Genomic DNA, 18,394 nt, shown 5'->3' with positions numbered 1-18,394 from the left:
ACATGAAGACGCTCATCAAGAACGGCCGCGTGGTCGACCCGGCGTCAGGCCTGGACAAGGTCTGCGACATCGCCATCGGCTCCGGCCGCATCCTGACCATTGGCCAGGCCTCGCCCGAGTTCAAGCCCAACCGCACGCTGGACGCGGCCGGCTGCATCGTGATGCCCGGCCTGGTGGACCTGTCCATGCGGCTGCGCGAGCCCGGCCATGAGCACGCACGCATGCTGGAGAGCGAAATGGCCGCCGCCGTCGCCGGGGGCGTGACCAGCCTGGTCTGCCCGCCCGACACCGACCCGGTGCTGGACGAGCCCGGTCTCGTGGAAATGCTGAAGTCGCGCGCCGAGAAGCTGCACCAGGCCCGCGTGTTCCCGCTGGGCGCGCTCACGCGCAACCTGGCCGGCGAGGTGCTGACCGAGATGGTCGAGCTGACCGAGGCCGGCTGCGTCGGCTTCAGCCAGGCCGAGGTGCCGCTGGCCAACATCCAGGTGCTGCAGCGGGCGCTGCAATACGCCAGCACCTTCGGCTTCACGGTGCACCTGCGCCCGCAGGACCGCGACCTGGGCAAGGGCGTGGCTGCCAGCGGGCCGCTGGCCACGCGCATGGGGTTGTCGGGCGTGCCGGTGGCGGCCGAGACCATCGCGCTGCACACCATCTTCGAGTTGATGAAGACCACCGATGCGCGCGTGCACCTGGCCCGCATTTCCAGCGCTGCCGGGGTCGAGCTGGTGCGCCAGGCGCGTGCCGCCGGGCTCAAGGTCACCTGCGACGTCAGCATCAACTCGCTGCACCTGACGGACCAGGACATCGGCTACTTCGACAGCCGCGCCCGCGTCAACCCACCCCTGCGCCAGCAGCGCGACCGCGACGCGCTGCGCGCCGCGCTGGCCGACGGCAGCATCGACGCGCTGGTCTCCGACCACACCCCGGTGGGCACCGATGAGAAGACCCTGCCCTTCGCCGAAGCCGAGCCCGGTGCCACCGGCGTCGAGCTGCTGCTCAGCCTGGCCCTCAAATGGAGCGATGAGCAAGGGGTGCCGCTGGCGCGTGCGCTTTCCACCATCAGCGCCGCACCCGCCGCCGTGCTGGGCGGGGCACTCGGCACGCTGCAGGCCAGCATCGGCCAACTGGTCGAGGGCGGTGTGGCCGACGTTTGCGTGTTCGACCCGCAGGCGCGATGGACGGTCACCGACGACGCGCTGCGCAGCCAGGGCAAGCACACGGCGTTCAGTGGCTACGAGCTGCCCGGCCGCGTGCGCTGGACGCTGGTCGGCGGCCACCTCGCGTTCGGCGCCGGCTGACCGATGCGCCATGCGCGGGCGCTGTGGCGGCTGCTGCGCCTGCTGGCGCATGCGGCGGGCGGGCTGTGGACGATCAAGACCCGCTTTCCCGGCTGGGGCGCGGCCGAGCGCGAGCAGGCCGTGCAACGCTGGTCGGCCGGCATCCTGACGCTGGCGGGCATCGAGTTGCAGGTGGGCGGCGCGCCGCTGGCCGCAGGGCCGGCGCTGCTGGTGGCCAACCACATCTCATGGCTGGACATCGTGGTGCTGCACGCGGCCGGCTACTGCCGCTTCGTGGCACAGGCGGGCATCCGCCACTGGCCGCTGGTCGGTGCGCTGGCCACCGGCGCCGGAACGCTCTACATCGAGCGCGCCTCGCGGCGTGATGCGATGCGCGTGGTGCACCACATGCGCGACCGTCTAATGGCCGGTGACGTGGTGGCGATCTTCCCCGAAGGCACGACCGGCGACGGCCGCACGCTGCTGCCCTTCCATGCCAACCTGGTGCAGGCCGCCATCAGCGCCAACGCGCACGCCCAGCCGGTGGCGCTGCGCTTTGCCGATGGTGTGCGCGGCCCGACCAGCTTTGCGCCCAGCTTCGTGGGAGATGAGACGCTGGTGGGATCGGTCTGGCGCACGCTGGGGGCCACGGGGCTGGTGGCGCATGTGCACTATGGCGCGCCCGAGATGCCGGCCGGGCGCGACCGGCGCGGCTGGGCGCAGGACCTGCAGAGCGAAGTCGAACGGCTGCGGCGGTTGACTGGTTGACCCCAGTGTGCGGCCGCCCGGCGTGGCGACAGTCCGCCGCATCGCGGTGCCGCTGCCTGCTCAACCCGCCGATCGGCGGCGCTCCACACCCGTCTCCTGGTAGTGGCGGGTCTTCGCATCGAACATCGCCTGGTCGGCCGCATGCAGTGCGTCTTCGACCTCTGCGGCACGCGCGGCGCAGGCCACGCCGATGGCCATGGACAGGTGGTGCCCCGGATAGAACTGGTTGTTCAGCTCCACCATCGACGCAATGCGCGCCTTGAGCTCCGCCCCCACGCGCTCGTCGGCGCCGGGCATCAGCGCCACGAACTCGTCGCCCCCGATGCGTGCCATGCACCAGGGCTGGCCTGCCGTCGCGCTGGCCAGCACTTCGCCAGCGCGGCGCAACAGCGCGTCGCCGGCCACGTGGCCATCGCTGTCGTTGATGCGCTTGAGGCCGTTGAGATCGATGGCCAGCACGCCGAGTGGCCAGGGCCCCTTGCGGGAGATGCGGTTGAGCTCTTCCACATAGAACGCGCGGTTGCGCAGGCGCGTCAGCGAGTCGTGCTTGCCCAGGTATTCGAGGTAGGCCTCGGCCTTCTTGCGCGCCGTGATGTCCACGAGCGAGACCAGCACCAGGTCCCAGTTCGCGGTGTGGTCAGGCAGCACAGCGAACTGCATGTGGATGTTCAGCAGGCCGCCGCCCAGCCCATAGTTGATGACCTCGCGCGTCTGCACGGTCTTGCCGTTCCACAGATCGATCAGCTGCTCGGCGAAGCTGTCGTGCATCTCATCGCGGAACACCTGGTCGAGGCGGGCGAGCAGCTCATCCTGGCTCGAGGCGCCGAACATGTCCAGCGTCTGGCGGTTCACCTCCAGCACGCGGATCTCCTCCATGCAGCGGCTCACGAACTCGGGGTGCACGCTCAGGAACACGCGAAAGTCCTGGATGCCCTGCGCGCGCACCTCATCGAGCAGCTGCTTGACCCCACTGAAATCCTCTACCCACAGCGACACCGGCGAATACTGAAACAGGTCGCGCGCATGCTGCTCGCTGGCGGCCAGCTGCCGGCGCGCCAGCGCGGTCTGGGTCACGTCTTCGAGCGAGACCAGCACGCGGTTCCAGCGGGTCTCGTAGCCATGCAGCACGCGCACGCGGATCTGCGCGTCGATGCGCCGCCCGTCCAGCGCGTAGTTGACGGTCTCGTTGGCGTAGTCCAGCTGCCCCTGCCACAGCGCCAGCAGCTCGGGCAGCATCAGCGCCAGCATGTCGTCGCGAAAGACCTCGTGCAGCCGCTCCTGCAGCTCCTGCTGGCTGCCGGCGGCGAACAGCTCCAGGGTCTTGCGGTTCACCTGCAGCAGGCGCAGGCAGGCGGCACATTGCTGCAGCCGCGCAGGCACGGCGCGCAGGTGTGCCTCCAGGTCGGTCACGCCCTGGGCGCGCCAGGTATCGAACAGGTCCTTCAGCGCGCTGTAGTCTTCGAGCCAGAGGGAGACGGGGGCCCATTCGAACATCTGTTCGAAATCGGTCGCACTGGAGAGGGTCATGGTGGCCACGATTGTGGGTGGGCGAAGTGGCAGCCGGCTGGCCCGGCCGCGCGGTTCATCGGGCACGGTACACCCTTTGGCAGCACCTTGGATGGCAGGCCACGGCCGCATCGACAGGGCTGCATGAACGCGGCATAGTGCGCGCATGTCACACCTCTCCGACTACCAACAAAAACGGGTCGCGCCCGCCGATGCCGTCCGCCACGTCCGCAACGGCGACATGATCATGGTGCCGACGGGCGTGGGCGAGCCGCCCAGCCTGCTGACGGCCCTGTCCGAGCAGCGGCGCGACTTCCTGGACGTGAAGGTCGCGCAGATCCTGGCGATGCGCAAGTACGCCTACATCGATCCCGAGACCACGCAGCATGTGCGGCACGTGGCGCTGTTCTACGGCGGCGCCACGCGGGCCGGCGGGCAGGCCGGGTGGATCGACTTCATCCCCAATTACTTCTCCGAGATCCCGGCGCAGATCGAGCGCGGGCTGATCCCCGCCGACGTGGTGTTCAGCATGGCATCGCCGATGGACGCTGATGGCTGGCTGGCGTTGAGCCTGGGCGCCGACTACACCATGGCGGCCGTCGCCAAGGCCCGCGCCGTGGTGCTGGAGGTGAACCCGAACGTGCCGTTTGCATACGGCAACTGCCGCATCCACATCTCGCAGGTGACGGCCCTGGTGGAGAGCAGCGAGCCGGTGATGGAGGTGGGGCTACCCACCATCGGGCCGGTGCAGGAGGCCATTGGCCGCTACGTGGCCGAGCGCATCGACGATGGCTCGACGCTGCAGATCGGCTACGGCGGCATCCCCGACGCGGTCGTCATGCAGCTCACGCACAAGCACGACCTGGGCATCCACACCGAGATGCTGGGCGACGGCATCCTGACGCTGATCGAGGCCGGCGCTGTCAACAACAGCCGCAAGAACTATCTGCCGGGCAAGACGGTGGCAACCTTTGCGCTGGGCTCGCGCAAGCTCTACCAATACATGGAGCGCAACCCGGCGCTGGAGATGCACCCGGTCGACTACACCAACGACCCGATGCTGGCCGGGCAGAACGACAACCTGATCGCCATCAACGCCACCTTGCAGATCGACCTGCTGGGCCAGTGCGGCTCCGAAAGTCTGGGCCATGCGCCGTACTCGGGGACCGGCGGGCAATCGGACTTCGTGCGGGCCGCGAACCGCTCACGCGGCGGCAAGGCCTTCATCGTGCTGCCGTCCACGGCCAAGGGCGACACCATCTCGCGCATCGTGCCCTCGCTGTCGCCCGGCACGCACGTGAGCACCAGCAAGAACGACATCCACTATGTGGTGACCGAGTACGGCGTGGCCCAGCTGCGCGGCAAATCGGCCAAGCAGCGCGCGCAGGAGCTGATCGCCATTGCGCACCCGGATTTCCGGGGCGAGTTGACGGCGCAGGCGCGGGCGTTGAAGCTGGTGTGAGGGGTTGGTAGCGCGCGGGACGTCAAGTCTCCGACAGGTCGCGCTCCGCCTCTTCGATGAGTTCCGGTGACACGCCGCGGCGCTTGAGGGCATCGACCAGGCGCGCGTGCGAGTGCGCTGCGAACTGCGCTTCATCACGCCGCAGGCCATCGCTCAGGTAAGCCTTAAGCAAAGCCTGGTAGCCCGAGAACCCGCGCTGCGGTGCGATGGCCTTCATCGACTCGACGACGTCCACCGGGATGCGCAGCGTGATCGCCGTCATCGGGCGGTCCTTCTTCAACCTGGATCTCAAGCGTTCAGTCAGCATAAATCGCCTCCTCACGGGGCTCGGCGCGGCGCGCCGAAACGATGCGGATGCACACATCCTCGATCTCGATGTGCACCACGAAGAGCAAGCGCGCATTCGCATCGAAGCCAATGGCAGCGTCGCGCGCTTCATCGTTGCGCGACGCATCGGTCAGCACGAACAAAGGGTCAAAGAACACGCTGGCGGCCTCCTCGAACCTCACACCATGTTTGCGCCAGTTCAATTCGGCCTTGGTGCGGTTCCAGACGAACAGCTCGCCGTGGTGCTCGTACTCGACGTCCATACCGGGCATTGTGGCTCGTGTATTGACATTGTCAACACATGGACCGGACGCTCAGGGAGCCGAATTCAGGAGGACCGCCCGTTCACCCCCATTCGTCTCGCCATTCACGCACCCGGACATCCAACTCCTTGGATATCGCCCGCAAGAATGCGACCCGCCCTTGTGCCGCCGCCTCCACGGCACCTTCCTCAACGCCTGCCGGAAAATCGCCTGGTGGTGCGGCAAGCCTACCCACCCCGCGGAAACGTCACCACGTGGTCCAGATCGGCCCGCACGCCGATCCACTCGCCGATGCGGTGGTCGTGGTGGCTGGGCACGTGGGCCAGCAGCTCTTCGCCCGAGGCCAGGCGCAGTGTGTAGAGGAACTCCGAGCCACGGAACGCCTTGCGCAGCACTTCGGCCTTGATGGGCGCGGCGTCGTCGTGCACCACGTCGTCGGCGCGCAGCAGCAGGTCCAGCGGGCCGCCCTCCTGCAGGCTGGCCGCCGCCTGCGCGGCAGCACTGCCGTTGACGATGCCCAGCGGCGTCTCCATGCGCACACCGCCCTCGTAGGGCGTCACGCGCACCGGTGCAAACACGCCGTGGCCGATGAAATCCGCCACGAAGCGCGTGGCCGGGCGGTGGTACAGCGTGTAGGCATCGGCCCACTGGTGCAGGCGGCCCTCGTGCATGACGCCGATGGCGTCGCCGATGGCGAAGGCCTCCAGCTGGTCGTGCGTGACGAACAGCGCCGTGGCCTTGGCCGCCTTCAGGATGCCGCGCACTTCGTGCGCCAGGCGCTCGCGCAAATCCACGTCCAGGTTGGAAAACGGCTCGTCCAGCAGCAGCAGCTTCGGCCGCGGCGCCAGCGCGCGGGCCAGCGCCACGCGCTGCTGCTGGCCGCCTGACAACTCGTGCGGCGCGCGCCGCTCGGCGCCCTCCAGACCCACGAGTGCCAGCACCTCGGCCACGCGCGCGGCCCGCTCGGCACGCGGCAACGCGCTGAGCCCAAAGCCCACGTTGCGCCCCACGTCCAGGTGCGGAAACAGCGCGTAATCCTGGAACACCATGCCGATGCGGCGCTGCTCGGCCGGCAACTGGTGCGCGGCGCTGCTGACGACGGTGCCCGACAGTCGGATCTCACCCGCATGCGCTGGCTCCAACCCCGCCACAGTGCGCAGCAAGGTGGTCTTGCCGCAGCCCGAGGGGCCGATCAGCACGCCGATCTCCCCCGCCGCCAGGCCGAACGACACATCGTCCACGGCCGGCCGGGGGCGACCGGCGTAGCGCACGGCAAGGTGGGAGACATCGAGGAACATGCAGCCGATTGTAGGCAGCGTGATGCGTACAATTCTCATCTGCTACACCCTGTCGGCGCTGACTGCCGCACCGCTCTCTTTCTCCTTCCCCACTCCCCTCCATGCCCCGTCGCTGGCTGTCCCTCGCACCCATGCTGCTGGTCGCCGCCGTGCTGAGCCTGCCCGTGCTGGCCGTGCTGGCGTCCTGGGCGCAGTGGAACGGCGAGACGGCGCAGATCCTGCGCGAGATGGGTCAGACCGTGCTGCCCGGCTATGTCGGCACCACGCTGGCGTTGAGCGCCATGGTGGCGCTGGGCGTGGTGCTGGTCGGCACGGCCAGCGCCGTCTGCGTGACGGTGTTCGATTTCCGGGGCCGCCGCACCATGGAATGGGCGCTGCTGCTGCCCCTGGCCATGCCGGCGTACGTGGTGGCGTACGCGTACACCGACTTCCTGCAGTTCAGCGGGCCGGCGCAGACCTGGCTGCGCGCGAGCTTGGGCCTCAGCGGTCGCGTGCTGCCCGACGTGCGCAGCCTGGGCGGCGCGGCCTGGGTCTTCACCTTCTCGCTGTACCCCTATGTGTATCTGCTGGCCCGTACCGCGCTGGCCGAGCGTGCCGCCCATCTGATGGAGGCCGCCCGGCTGCTGGGCGCGCCGCTGGCACGCCGCATCCGCGAGGTGGCGTTGCCGATGGCGCGGCCCGCCATCGCCGCCGGCACGGCGCTGGCGCTGATGGAGACGCTGGCCGATTTCGGCGTCTCCAGCTACTTCGGCATCCAGACCTTCACGGCCGGCATCTACAAGGCCTGGCTGGCGATGGACAACCGCATCGCCGCCGCCCAGCTGGCCACCATGTTGCTGGCTGTGGTCGTGCTGCTGCTGGTGCTGGAGCAAAGAGCCCAGGCGCGCATGCGCTACGCCACGACGCGCGGGCGCCAGGGTGGCGGCGACGCACAGCCGGTGCTGCTCACGGGCAGGCGCCGCTGGGTGGCGCTGGCCATTTGCGGCGTGCCGGTGTTGATGGGCTTCGTGCTGCCGGTGCTGTTCATGCTGCGCCCGCTGGTGGCCGACTGGTCGGTGCTGCCCTGGGACCGCTTCCTGCTGTGGGCGCGCAACAGCATCTGGCTGGGCGCACTGACGTCGGCGCTGGCGGTGGCGATCGCGCTGTTTCTGGCCTTCTGTGTGCGGCGCACGCCGCGCAAGCTGCAGCGCCTGGCCGTGCAGCTAGTGAGCCTGGGCTACGCGGTGCCCGGCGCGGTGATCGTCGTCGGCCTGCTGCTGCCGGTCGGCTGGCTGCAACAGGCCGCGCCGCAAAGCAGCGCGGGTTACTGGGTCACGGCCACGGCGCTAGGCATCGTCTGGGCCTACCTGGTGCGCTTTTGCGCCGTGGCGCTGCAGTCGGTGCAAAGCGGCTATGCGCGCATCCCCGCCAGCTTCGATGATTCGGCGCGCATGCTGGGCACCGGTGGCCTGGTGCTGATGCGGCGCGTGCACTGGCCGCTGCTCAAGCGCTCGACGGCGGCGGCGGCGCTGCTGGTGTTCGTCGATGTCATGAAGGAGCTGCCGGCGACCATGGTGCTGCGCCCCTTCAACACCGACACGCTGGCCGTGGTGGCCTACCAGCTGGCGCGCGACGAACGCCTGGGGGAAGCGGCCTTGCCCTCGCTGGCGCTGGTGCTGGTGGGCTTGCTCCCGGTGATGTTGCTGAGCCGCGCGTTGCGGCAGAAGGCGGGTTGAGGCGCAAGCAGTCTGGCGTCTTGTCGGCGCGCCCTCGCGCCGACGAACGGAGACAGCAGGCCGAGCACACCAAAGGCCCAAGCCCCAAGCTCCAAACCGAGCGCACCAAAGGGCCAAGCGCCAGGCCGAGCGCAGCGATGGCCCGCCCCCCAAGCCGAGCGCAGCGATGGCCCGTGCGTCCCCGGGCTTTCCCCCTGTGGACGCGCCGAGGAGCACAGTGGACTGGGCGGCGCAGAGCATCATGCTCTTCGTTATCTGACTCATTGCACCTGTTCGAGGTGAACGAACGCAGTGAGTGGTGCGAGTTGTGCAATGCGCCCAGGCCGCGCGCACCGCAGGTTGCCCGGAGCGCAGCGGAGGGACGCGGCAACCGGGGGTCGCCTTCTTTTGCTTACTTTTCTTGGGCGATAGCAAGAAAAGTGAGTCGTCCGCGGGGGCGAAACCCCGCACCTTTTATCAAGCACCGCGCCAGCGGAAACGTGCCTTCCGGCTTGCGGCTTGCGGAGAACTTGTTCGCTCCTGCGGAGGGCATTGCCGCACTCGCGGAGAGGTGCCGGGATATGCGCCCGGCAGCGCAGTCACTTTCTTTCGCTTCGCCGAAAGAAAGTAACCAAAGAAAGGGCGACCCCGGTTCCCACGTCCCTCCGCTGCGCTACGGGCAACCTGCGGTGCTCCTGCCATGGGTGCATTGCACAACTCGCACCACTCACTGCGTTCGTTCAGCTCAAACAAAGTGCAATGAGCATGACAACGAAGCGCGCGATGCTCCGCGCCACCCATGGCACTGCGCTCCTCGGCGTGGGCACAGGGGTGGGAGCGGGGACGGGGACGGTCGGGCCATCGCTGCGCTCGGCCAACGATTCGGGCCTTTGCTTCGCTCGGCCTGCGGCCGGAGTTGCTGCCCCCGTTGCTAGAGCTCGGCTGGATCAGCGCGCCGACGGCATCGACCCCCGCACGCCACGGCGCTGCTACACAACCGGCGCCGCAGCCCGCGCCCGCTGCAACACATAGTCGATGAACGTCGCCATCGCCCGCGTATGGTGCCGATTCGGCATGTACAACAAATGCATGTGCGTACCGAAGATCGACAAGCGCCAGGCATCCAGCGCCGTCACCACCGCCCCGCTCTCCACCAGATCACGCACCACATAGTCCGGCACCAGCCCCACCCCCAGCCCAGCCACGATGGCATCGCGCAGGAACATGAAGTTCTCCGAAATCAGCGTCGGCTCCAGCAGCACCTCGTGCCGCTCGCCATCCAGGTAGGCCGCCAGGCGCAACTGCTTGCCGATCACGGCGGCCGTCAGCAGTGGCGTGCCCTGCAGATCTTCCAGCCGCTGCGGCAGGCCGGCGCTCTCGGCATAGCCGCGCGAGGCGCAGGCGATGAAGCGCACCGGCCCCATGTCGCGCGCCACCAGGTTCTGCGGCGGGTCCGACAGCACGCGCACCGCAATGTCGATCTCCTCGCGCATCAAGTCTTCGATGCGGTTCTCGAACAGCACGTCCAGCACGATGGCCGGGTACAGCCGCTTGAAGTCCAGCAGCCAGGGCGACATGGCCAGCTGACCATAGCCGCTGGGGACCGAGAGCCGCACGCGGCCGCCCAGCTCCTGCCCCAGCGTGGCCACGGCCTCGCGCGCGGCCATCAGCTCGTTCTGGATCACGCGGCCGTGCTCATACAGCTTCAGGCCGATCTCGGTCGCCTCCAGCCTGCGCGTCGTGCGGCGGATCAACTGCTGGCCGATGGCGCGTTCGATTTGATTCAGGTGGTAACTGATGTTGGCGCGGCTCATCTTCAGCCGGCGCGCGGCCTCAGACAGGGTGCCAGCGTCCAGAATGTGGACGAGCAGCGTCAGGGATTGGACATCGAGGCTCATTGTTCAATTTGGCTTGACAGCATGTACAGGACTTATGGGATTGTCAAACAGCTTTTCCAGTCCAACAATCAGGCCCACACAAACGCAGGAGACAACGCATGGCGAATACGACAGGCCCCGACGCGCACAACGAGCAAGTGGTGCGCACCCAGCTACATGGCAAGGTGCTGCTGGTCACCGTCGACAACCCACCCGTGAACGCACTGGGCGTGGCCGTGCGCCGCGGCCTGGCCGCGGCCATGGACCAGGCCGAGCAGGACGCCGGCATTGCCGCCGTGCTGATCGTCGGCGCCGGCAAGAGCTTCATCGCCGGCGCCGACATCCGCGAATTCGGTCTGCCGCCGCAGGCCCCGCTGCTGACCGACGTCTGCAAGCGCATCGAGGCACTGAAAAAGCCCGTCGTCGCCGCGATCCATGGCGCCGCGCTGGGCGGCGGGCTGGAAGTTGCGATGGGCGCCCACTACCGCATTGCTGTCGCCAACGCCAAGCTCGGCCTGCCCGAAGTGCTGCTGGGCCTGTTGCCTGGCGCCGGCGGCACGCAGCGCGCACCGCGCCTGATGGGCGCCGCCCCTGCGCTGGACATGATGCTGACCGGCCGCCACCTGGGCGCCGCTGAAGCACTGAAGCTGGGCCTGGTCGACCGCGTGGCCAAAAGCGACGACACGCTGGCCGAGGGCCTGGCCTACGCGCAGGAGCTGCTGGCCGCAGGCGCCGGCCCGCGCCGTTCGCGTGACGCCACCGCCCTGGCCGACGTGGAGGCCAGCCGCGCCGCCATCGCCGCCGCGCGCACCGAGCAGGCGAAAAAATCCCGCAACCTGTTCTCGCCCCACAAGATCGTGGACGCGGTCGAGGCCGCCCTCGACAAGCCGTTCGACGAGGCCATCAAGTTCGAGCGCGAGTTGTTCATGCAGTGCCTGGACAGCCCGCAGCGCGCGGGCTTGATCCACGCCTTCTTCGCCGAGCGCGACGTGGTCAAGGTGCCTGAAGCCGCAGCCGCCAAACCGCGTGCGCTGCAGTCGGTGGGTGTGGTCGGCGGCGGCACCATGGGCGCCGGCATTGCCGTCGCGGCGCTGGACGCCGGCCTGCCGGTGACCATGGTCGAGCGTGATGACGCCTCCATTGCGCGTGGCCGCGCCAATGTCGAAAAGGTCTACGACGGCCTGGTCGCCAAGGGCCGCATGACGCCCGAGGGCAAGGCCAAGGTCATGGCGCGCTTCGCAGGCAGCACCGACTACGCCTCCTTTGCCAACGTCGACCTGGTGATTGAAGCCGTGTTCGAAGACATCGAGGTCAAGAAGGCCGTGTTCAAGGAACTCGACCAGGTCTGCAAACAGGGCGCCGTGCTGGCCACCAACACCTCGTACCTGGACATCGACGCGATTGCTGCCAGCATCTCGCGGCCGGGCGACGTGATCGGCCTGCACTTCTTCTCGCCGGCCAACATCATGAAGCTGCTGGAGATCGTGGTGCCGGCCAAGGTCAGCGCCGACGTGGTGGCCACCGCGTTCGAACTGGCCAAGAAGCTCAAGAAGGTGCCGGTGCGCGCTGGTGTGTGCGACGGCTTCATCGGCAACCGCATCCTGGCCGTGTACCGCCAGGCCGCCGACCACATGATGGAAGACGGCGCCTCGCCCTACGCCATCGACGCGGCCGTGCGCAACTTTGGCTACCCCATGGGCCCGTTCCAGGTGTCGGACCTGGCCGGTGGCGACATTGGCTGGGCCACGCGCAAGCGCAAGTCGGCCACGCGCGACCCCAAGGCCCGCTACGTGCAGGTGGCCGACCGCATCTGCGAACGCGGCTGGTTCGGCCAGAAGACCGGCCGCGGCTGGTACCAGTACCCGCAGGGCGCACGCACCGGCGTAGAAGACCCCGAAGTGCTGGCCATCGTGGACGCCGAACGTGCGCGCGCCGGCATCACGCCGCGCCAGCTCACCGAACAAGAAATCATGCGGCGCTACATGGCGGCCATGGTCAACGAAGGCGCCAAGGTCGTGGCCGAAGGCATCGCCCTGCGGCCGCTGGACGTGGACGTGACCTTCATTTCCGGCTACGGCTTTCCGCGCTTTCGCGGCGGCCCGATGCAGTGGGCCGACATGACCGGCCTGGCCAAAGTGCTGGAGGACATCCGCACCTTTGCCAAGGAAGATCCGCTCTTCTGGCAGCCCGCGCCGCTGCTCGTCCAGTTGGTCGAAGAAGGCCGCAACTTTGCCAGCCTGAACAAGAGCTGAGCCCGTTCGATTTCCCCGCGCCCGCGCACAGCGGGCGCTTTCCTGCACAACCACAAGGAGACCCGCCATGCGCGAAGCCGTCATCGTATCTACCGCCCGTACGCCCCTCACCAAGTCGCACCGAGGTGAATTCAACATCACGCCCGGCCCCACGCTGGCGTCGTTCGCCGTCAAGGCCGCCGTCGAGCGTTCGGGCCTGGACCCGGCGTTGATCGAAGACCTGATCCTGGGCACCGGTTACCCCGAGGGCACCACCGGCCGCAACGTCGGCCGCCAGGCGGCACTGCGCGCCGGGCTGCCGCTGTCGGTGGCCGGCCTCACGGTCAGCCGCTTTTGCGCATCCGGCCTGCAGGCCATTGCCAGCGCGGCCGGTGCCATCGTGGCCGGTGCGCCGGCCATGGTCGCAGGCGGTGTGGAAAGCATCTCGCAAATCCGCACCCGCAGCGCCACCGATGCCGGCGATTCGGGCATGGACCCGTGGCTGGTCGAGCGCATGCCCGCCCTCTACATGGCGATGATCGAGACCGCCGACATCGTGGCCGCGCGCTACAACATCAGCCGCGAAGCACAAGACCGCTTCTCGGCGGAAAGCCAACGCCGCACCGAGGCCGCGCAAAAGGGCGGCATCTACGACAACGAGATCGTGCCCTGCACCACCACCATGGCGGTGACCGACAAGGAAACCAAGGCCGTCACGCACCGTGAAGTGACCGCGACCATGGACAACTGCAACCGCGCCGGCACGACGTACGAGGGCCTGGCCAAGCTGGCCCCGGTGCGCGCGCCGGACCAGTTCGTCACCGCCGGCAATGCCTCGCAACTGTCCGACGGCGCATCGGCCTGCGTGATGGTCGAGGCCAAGGAAGCCGAGCGCCTGGGCTTGAAACCCCTGGGCGCCTTCCGCGGCTTTGCCGTGGCCGGCTGCGAGCCCGACGAGATGGGCATCGGCCCGGTCTACGCCATTCCCAAGCTGTTGAAGCGCCACGGCCTGACGGTGGACGACATCGACCTGTGGGAACTGAATGAAGCCTTCGCCTCGCAGGCGCTGTACTGCCAGCAGCAGCTGGGCATCCCGCACGAGAAGCTGAACGTGAACGGCGGCGCGATTTCCATCGGTCACCCTTTCGGCATGACGGGCGCACGCCTGGCCGGTCATGTGCTGCTGGAAGGCCGCCGCCGCAAGGCCAAGTACGCGGTCGTCTCGATGTGCATCGCCGGCGGCATGGGCGCTGCGGGCCTGTTCGAAATCTACTGATCGGAGTTGCCATCATGGACATGAATTTCACCCCCGAAGACACCGCGTTCCGCGACGAGGTGCGCGCCTTTCTGGCCGAGAACTTGAAGCCCGAACTCTCCGACAAGGTCGGCGACGGCGAGCACCTTTCCAAGGCCGACATGGAAGCCTGGCACGCCAAGCTGAACAAGCGTGGCTGGCTGGCCAACCACTGGCCCGAGGCCTACGGCGGCCCGGGCTGGAGCGCCACGCAGAAATACATCTTCGAGCATGAGTGCGCCGTTGCCTACGCGCCGCGCATCGTGCCCTTCGGCGTCAACATGCTCGGCCCGGTGCTGATCAAGTACGGCAACGAAGCGCAGAAGAGCTATTGGCTGCCGCGTATCCTGAACGGTGACGACTGGTGGTGCCAGGGCTACAGCGAGCCGGGCGCGGGCTCGGACCTGGCCGGCGTCAAGACCACGGCGGTGAAGGACGGCAACGACTACATCGTCAACGGCCAGAAGACCTGGACCACGCTGGGCCAGCACGCCAACATGATCTTCTGCCTGGTGCGCACCGACCCGGCGGCCAAGAAACAGTCGGGCATCAGCTTTCTGCTGATCGACATGACGAGCCCCGGCATCGAGATCCGCCCCATCATCACGCTGGACGGTGCCCACGAAGTCAACGAAGTGTTCTTCACCGACGTGCGCGTGCCGGCCGAAAACCTGGTCTATGAAGAGAACAAGGGCTGGGACTGCGCCAAGTACCTGCTCACCTACGAGCGCACCAACATCGCCGGCGTGGGCTTCTCCATCGCCGCGCTGGCCCGGCTCAAGAACGCTGCGGCCAAGGTGCAGAAGAACGGCAAGCCCTTGTTGGACGACCCGCTGTTCGCGGCCCGCGTGGCCAAGGTCGAGATCGACCTGGAGAACATGAAGACCACCAACCTGCGGGTGATCGCCGCCGTGGCCGGTGGGGGTGTGCCGGGCGCAGAAAGCTCGATGTTGAAGATCCGCGGTACCGTGATCCGCCAGGAACTGACATCGCTGCTGCGCCGCGCCATGGGCCCCGAGGCGCGGGCACTGGCGGGCGAAGGCGGCTGGCACCCCGGCGCCGACGAAGCGCCCAACGCCGCGCTGAGCTACTTCAACAACCGCAAGCTGTCGATCTTCGGCGGCTCCAATGAAATCCAGCGCAACATCATCTCCAAGATGATCTTGGGCCTGTGAGGAGACACGCATGAACTTCGAACACACCGAAGACCGCCGCATGCTGGCGGACACCTTGAACCGGTACGTCGCCGAGCAATACGGCATCGAGGCGCGGCACAAGCTCGCCAAGTCCGCGCAGGGCTACAGCGCCGAGCAGTGGCAGCAATTCGCCGAACTCGGCGCCATCGGCGCGCTGTTCAGCGAGGCCGATGGCGGCTACGGCGGCGCTGGCTTCGACATCGCCGTGGTCTTCGAAGCGCTGGGCCGCGGCCTGGTGGTCGAACCCCTGCTGGGCAGCGCCGTGCTGGCCGGCAGCGCGATTGCCAAGGCGGGCAACGAAGCCCAGCGCGCGCACCTGGAGCAGATCATCGACGGCAGCACCATCGCCGCGTTCGCCCATGGCGAGCCGGGCAGCTACGCGCTGGACGAAGTGGCGACCACGGCCACGAAGACCGCCGACGGCTGGCAACTGAGTGGCACCAAGGCCATGGTGCAGCAGGGCGAGGCGGCGACGCTGTTCGTGGTGTCGGCCAGCACCGGCAGCGGCCTGTCGCTGTTCCTCGTGCCGGCCACAGCTTCGGGCGTCTCGATCAAAGGCTCCACCACCGTCGACGGTGGCCGCGTGGCCCAGGTCACGTTCGACAATGTGACGGTCGACTCCGATGCCCTGCTGGGCACCGAGGGCCAGGCACTGGCCACCATCGAGCACGCCGTCGGCCGCGGCATCGTCGCGCTGTGCGCCGAATCGCTGGGTGCCATGGACGTGGCGCGCCAGGCCACGCTGGAATACCTGCAGACGCGCAAGCAGTTCGGCGTGCCGATCGGCAGCTTCCAGGCGCTGCAGCACCGCATGGCCGATGTGCTGCTGGAGATCGAACAGGCCCGCTCGGCCGTCATCAATGTGGCAGCCGCTGTCGACAGCGGTGACCGCGTCGCCCGCGAAAAGGCTGTGTCGGCCGCCAAGTTCACCATCGGCCGTGTCGGCACGCTGGTGGCCGAGGAGAGCGTGCAGCTGCACGGCGGCATCGGCATGACCTGGGAACTGCCGCTGTCGCACTACGCCAAGCGGCTGGTCATGATCGACCACCAGCTGGGCGACGAGGACTTCCACCTGGCGCGCTACATCGCACTGGGCAAGGAAGCGGCATGAGCGGAGCGCCGGGCCGCCCGGAGCAAGCTGGCACCGCAGGCACATCCGTGTCGACTGAAGCGCTGCTGACGCGGCGCGAGGGTGCGGTGCTGGTGCTGGTGAACAACAACCCGGCCGCGCGCAACGCGCTGTCGGCCGAGTTCTACCTGGCCGCCACCGCCGCCCTGGTCGAGGCCGAAGCCGACCCCACCATCGGCGCCGTCGTGCTGACCGGCGCGGGCAACTTCTTTTGCGCTGGCGGCAACCTGAACCAGCTGATCACCCGCCGCGACATGGCGCCCGCCGACCGCCGCGAGCGGCTGGAGCTGCTGCACGGCTTCGTGCGCCGGCTGCGTGACACGGCCAAGCCGGTGATCGCCGCCGTCGAGGGTGGCGCGGCCGGCGCGGGCCTTTCCGTCGCGCTGGCCTGCGACCTGCTGGTGTCCTCGCGCACGGCGTTTTTCAGCGCCACCTACATCAAGGTGGGCCTGACGCCCGATGGCGGGCTGACCTCGTTCCTCGCCGAGTTCGTCTCGCGCCAGGTGCTGACCGAGCTGTGCCTGCTGGGCGAGCGCGTCACGGCCGAGCGCCTGCACAGCCTGGGCGCCGTCAACCGTCTGGTCGATGCCGGCAGCGCCGAGGCCACAGCCATCGCGCTCGGCGCGCAACTGGCGCAGGGCCCCGACCGCGCCAGCGCCCGCATCAAGGCGCTGTGCCGTGGCGCCCATGCGCGCACGCTGGACGAGCAGCTGGAGCTGGAAGCCGGCTTCATGGTGCAGAGCCAGGGCGACGACGAAGCGCAGGAGGGCATCGGCGCATTCCTCGGCAAACGCCAGGCCGATTTCGCCAAGCTGCGCCAGCGATGACCGCGCTGCGCAGAATGGCGCTAACGAGAACTACAGGAGACTGACTGGATGACTGCCAACACTTCCAACCTGCCGCTGGCCGGCGTGCGCGTGCTTGATTTTTCGCGCGTGCTGGCCGGCCCGCTGTGCGCCCAGGTGCTGGGCGATTTCGGTGCCGACGTCGTGAAGATCGAGCACCCCAGCCGCGGCGACGATACGCGCGACTGGGGCCTGCGCGTTGGCAAGACCGAGACGACCTACTTCAACAGCATGAACCGCAACAAGCGGTCGATCACGCTGGACCTGGCGACGCCTGAGGGCCAGGCCACTGCGCGCCAGCTTGTCGCCAAGGCCGACGTGGTGGTGCAGAACTTCAAGACCGGCGGCATGGAGAAGATGGGCCTGGGCTACGAGCAGCTGCGCGAGATCAACCCGCGCCTGATCTATTGCTCGGTGACCGGCTATAACCGCGGCGGCCCCGAGGCCAAGCGCCCCGGCTACGACCTGGTGATCCAGGGCCAGGCCGGCATCATGGCCATGAACGGCGAGGAGGGCCAGGGCCCGCTGAAGTTCGGCATCGCTGCCGTTGACCTCATGACCGGCATGTACAGCGCCCAGGCCGTGCTGGCCGCGCTCTACCAGCGCCAGCAGACCGGCGTGGGCCGGCACGTGGAGATGGCACTGTTCGACTGCGGCCTGATGATCACCGCCTACAGCGGGTTGGAGGCGCTGCTGCAGGGCAGCGATCCGCCGAAGTACGGCAACGCCCATCCGTCGATCGTGCCCTATGGCGTGTTCGACGCGGCCGACGGCCCGGTCATCATCAGCGTGGGCACCAACGCGCAGTTCGAGCGGCTGTGCATCGACGCGCTGGAACGGCCCGACCTGGCCGCCGACGAGCGTTTCAAGACCAACCTGGGGCGCGGCCAGCACCGCGCCGTGCTGCTGCCGGAGCTCTACAAGGAGATCGGCAGCCGCAAGCGTGACCACCTGGTCACCGCCATGACCAACGCCGGCATCCCCTGCGGCGAGGTGCTCGGCCTGCACGAGGCGCTGACTTCGCCACGCGCCACCGAAGACGGCCTGGTTACCCAGCAGCCGCACCCGGTGGCCGGCAGCACCCATGTGCTGGCGCCGCCCTACCGCATGGATGGCCAGCGCCTGCCGATTCGCATGCCGCCGCCGCAGCTGGGCGCCGACCGCGATGCGGTGCTGAAGGAATGGTTGGGCCAGGACTGACCTGCCTGTGTCCCGTGGGGCGCACCG

Annotated in this window: 15 protein-coding genes; 10 read left to right on the top strand and 5 right to left on the bottom strand. The window is 68.4% G+C overall.

Translation table 11 applies throughout. From position 1 onward, the window contains the following. Window positions 1-2: 2 nt before the first annotated feature. Entirely contained in the window at window positions 3-1,298 is a 1,296-nt protein-coding gene (locus AC099J_RS08965; protein ID WP_479614887.1) for a dihydroorotase, read from the top strand. Window positions 1,299-1,301: 3 nt separating this feature from the next. Beyond that, window positions 1,302-2,045 (top strand): lysophospholipid acyltransferase family protein, encoded by a 744-nt coding sequence (locus AC099J_RS08960; protein ID WP_479614886.1) that lies wholly within the window; start codon window positions 1,302-1,304, stop codon window positions 2,043-2,045. A 60-nt stretch (window positions 2,046-2,105) separates the two neighbouring features. Here AC099J_RS08960 and AC099J_RS08955 read toward each other — a convergent pair whose 3' ends face one another. Beyond that, the gene (locus tag AC099J_RS08955) at window positions 2,106-3,572 is read right to left on the bottom strand and encodes a sensor domain-containing diguanylate cyclase (protein ID WP_479614885.1); all 1,467 of its coding nucleotides are present in this window, start codon (window positions 3,570-3,572) and stop codon (window positions 2,106-2,108) included. Window positions 3,573-3,717: 145 nt separating this feature from the next. On the opposite strand from AC099J_RS08955, the gene AC099J_RS08950 reads away from it, so the two are divergent. After that, window positions 3,718-5,013, top strand: coding sequence for an acetyl-CoA hydrolase/transferase family protein (locus AC099J_RS08950; protein WP_479614884.1), 1,296 nt, complete (start codon window positions 3,718-3,720; stop codon window positions 5,011-5,013). 22 nt (window positions 5,014-5,035) lie between these two features. On the opposite strand, the gene AC099J_RS08945 is transcribed toward AC099J_RS08950, so the two are convergent. The 3 genes from AC099J_RS08945 to AC099J_RS08935 form a co-directional block, all read right to left on the bottom strand. After that, window positions 5,036-5,275 (bottom strand): hypothetical protein, encoded by a 240-nt coding sequence (locus AC099J_RS08945; protein WP_479614883.1) that lies wholly within the window; start codon window positions 5,273-5,275, stop codon window positions 5,036-5,038. Window positions 5,276-5,309: 34 nt separating this feature from the next. Next, window positions 5,310-5,603 carry a BrnT family toxin gene (locus AC099J_RS08940; RefSeq protein ID WP_479614882.1) on the bottom strand — a complete coding sequence of 98 codons (294 nt, stop codon included), beginning with the start codon at window positions 5,601-5,603 and terminating at the stop codon, window positions 5,310-5,312. A gap of 227 nt (window positions 5,604-5,830) precedes the next feature. Further along, window positions 5,831-6,901 carry an ABC transporter ATP-binding protein gene (locus tag AC099J_RS08935; RefSeq protein ID WP_479614881.1) on the bottom strand — a complete coding sequence of 357 codons (1,071 nt, stop codon included), beginning with the start codon at window positions 6,899-6,901 and terminating at the stop codon, window positions 5,831-5,833. 101 nt (window positions 6,902-7,002) lie between these two features. Here AC099J_RS08935 and AC099J_RS08930 point away from each other — a divergent pair, with 101 nt between their 5' ends. Further along, window positions 7,003-8,616, top strand: a complete 1,614-nt coding sequence (locus AC099J_RS08930; protein ID WP_479614880.1) for an ABC transporter permease — start codon at window positions 7,003-7,005, stop codon at window positions 8,614-8,616. A gap of 968 nt (window positions 8,617-9,584) precedes the next feature. On the opposite strand, the gene AC099J_RS08925 is transcribed toward AC099J_RS08930, so the two are convergent. Then, window positions 9,585-10,493 (bottom strand): LysR substrate-binding domain-containing protein, encoded by a 909-nt coding sequence (locus AC099J_RS08925; protein ID WP_479614879.1) that lies wholly within the window; start codon window positions 10,491-10,493, stop codon window positions 9,585-9,587. Between the two features lie 98 nt (window positions 10,494-10,591). Here AC099J_RS08925 and AC099J_RS08920 point away from each other — a divergent pair, with 98 nt between their 5' ends. The 6 genes from AC099J_RS08920 to AC099J_RS08895 all read left to right on the top strand — a co-directional run bounded on the left by AC099J_RS08920 (window position 10,592) and on the right by AC099J_RS08895 (window position 18,367). After that, complete coding sequence (locus tag AC099J_RS08920; RefSeq protein WP_479614878.1) at window positions 10,592-12,724, top strand: 3-hydroxyacyl-CoA dehydrogenase NAD-binding domain-containing protein; 2,133 nt, start codon at window positions 10,592-10,594, stop codon at window positions 12,722-12,724. A 67-nt stretch (window positions 12,725-12,791) separates the two neighbouring features. Then, entirely contained in the window at window positions 12,792-13,979 is a 1,188-nt protein-coding gene (locus tag AC099J_RS08915) for an acetyl-CoA C-acyltransferase (protein WP_479614877.1), read from the top strand. Between the two features lie 14 nt (window positions 13,980-13,993). Further along, window positions 13,994-15,172 (top strand): acyl-CoA dehydrogenase family protein, encoded by a 1,179-nt coding sequence (locus AC099J_RS08910; RefSeq protein WP_479614876.1) that lies wholly within the window; start codon window positions 13,994-13,996, stop codon window positions 15,170-15,172. A 10-nt stretch (window positions 15,173-15,182) separates the two neighbouring features. After that, window positions 15,183-16,304, top strand: a complete 1,122-nt coding sequence (locus tag AC099J_RS08905) for an acyl-CoA dehydrogenase family protein (protein WP_479614875.1) — start codon at window positions 15,183-15,185, stop codon at window positions 16,302-16,304. Continuing rightward, window positions 16,301-17,149 (top strand): oxepin-CoA hydrolase, alternative type, encoded by an 849-nt coding sequence (locus AC099J_RS08900; protein WP_479614874.1) that lies wholly within the window; start codon window positions 16,301-16,303, stop codon window positions 17,147-17,149. Before AC099J_RS08905 ends, AC099J_RS08900 begins: the two co-directional genes overlap by 4 nt. Before the next feature lie 48 nt (window positions 17,150-17,197). Beyond that, window positions 17,198-18,367 carry a CaiB/BaiF CoA transferase family protein gene (locus AC099J_RS08895; RefSeq protein ID WP_479614873.1) on the top strand — a complete coding sequence of 390 codons (1,170 nt, stop codon included), beginning with the start codon at window positions 17,198-17,200 and terminating at the stop codon, window positions 18,365-18,367. Window positions 18,368-18,394 lie beyond the last annotated feature (27 nt).

Source organism: Rhodoferax sp. RT4P68 (assembly GCF_056521305.1).
The sequence above is the reverse complement of the archived record's forward strand: the minus strand, read 5'-3'. Positions and strand labels throughout refer to the sequence as shown.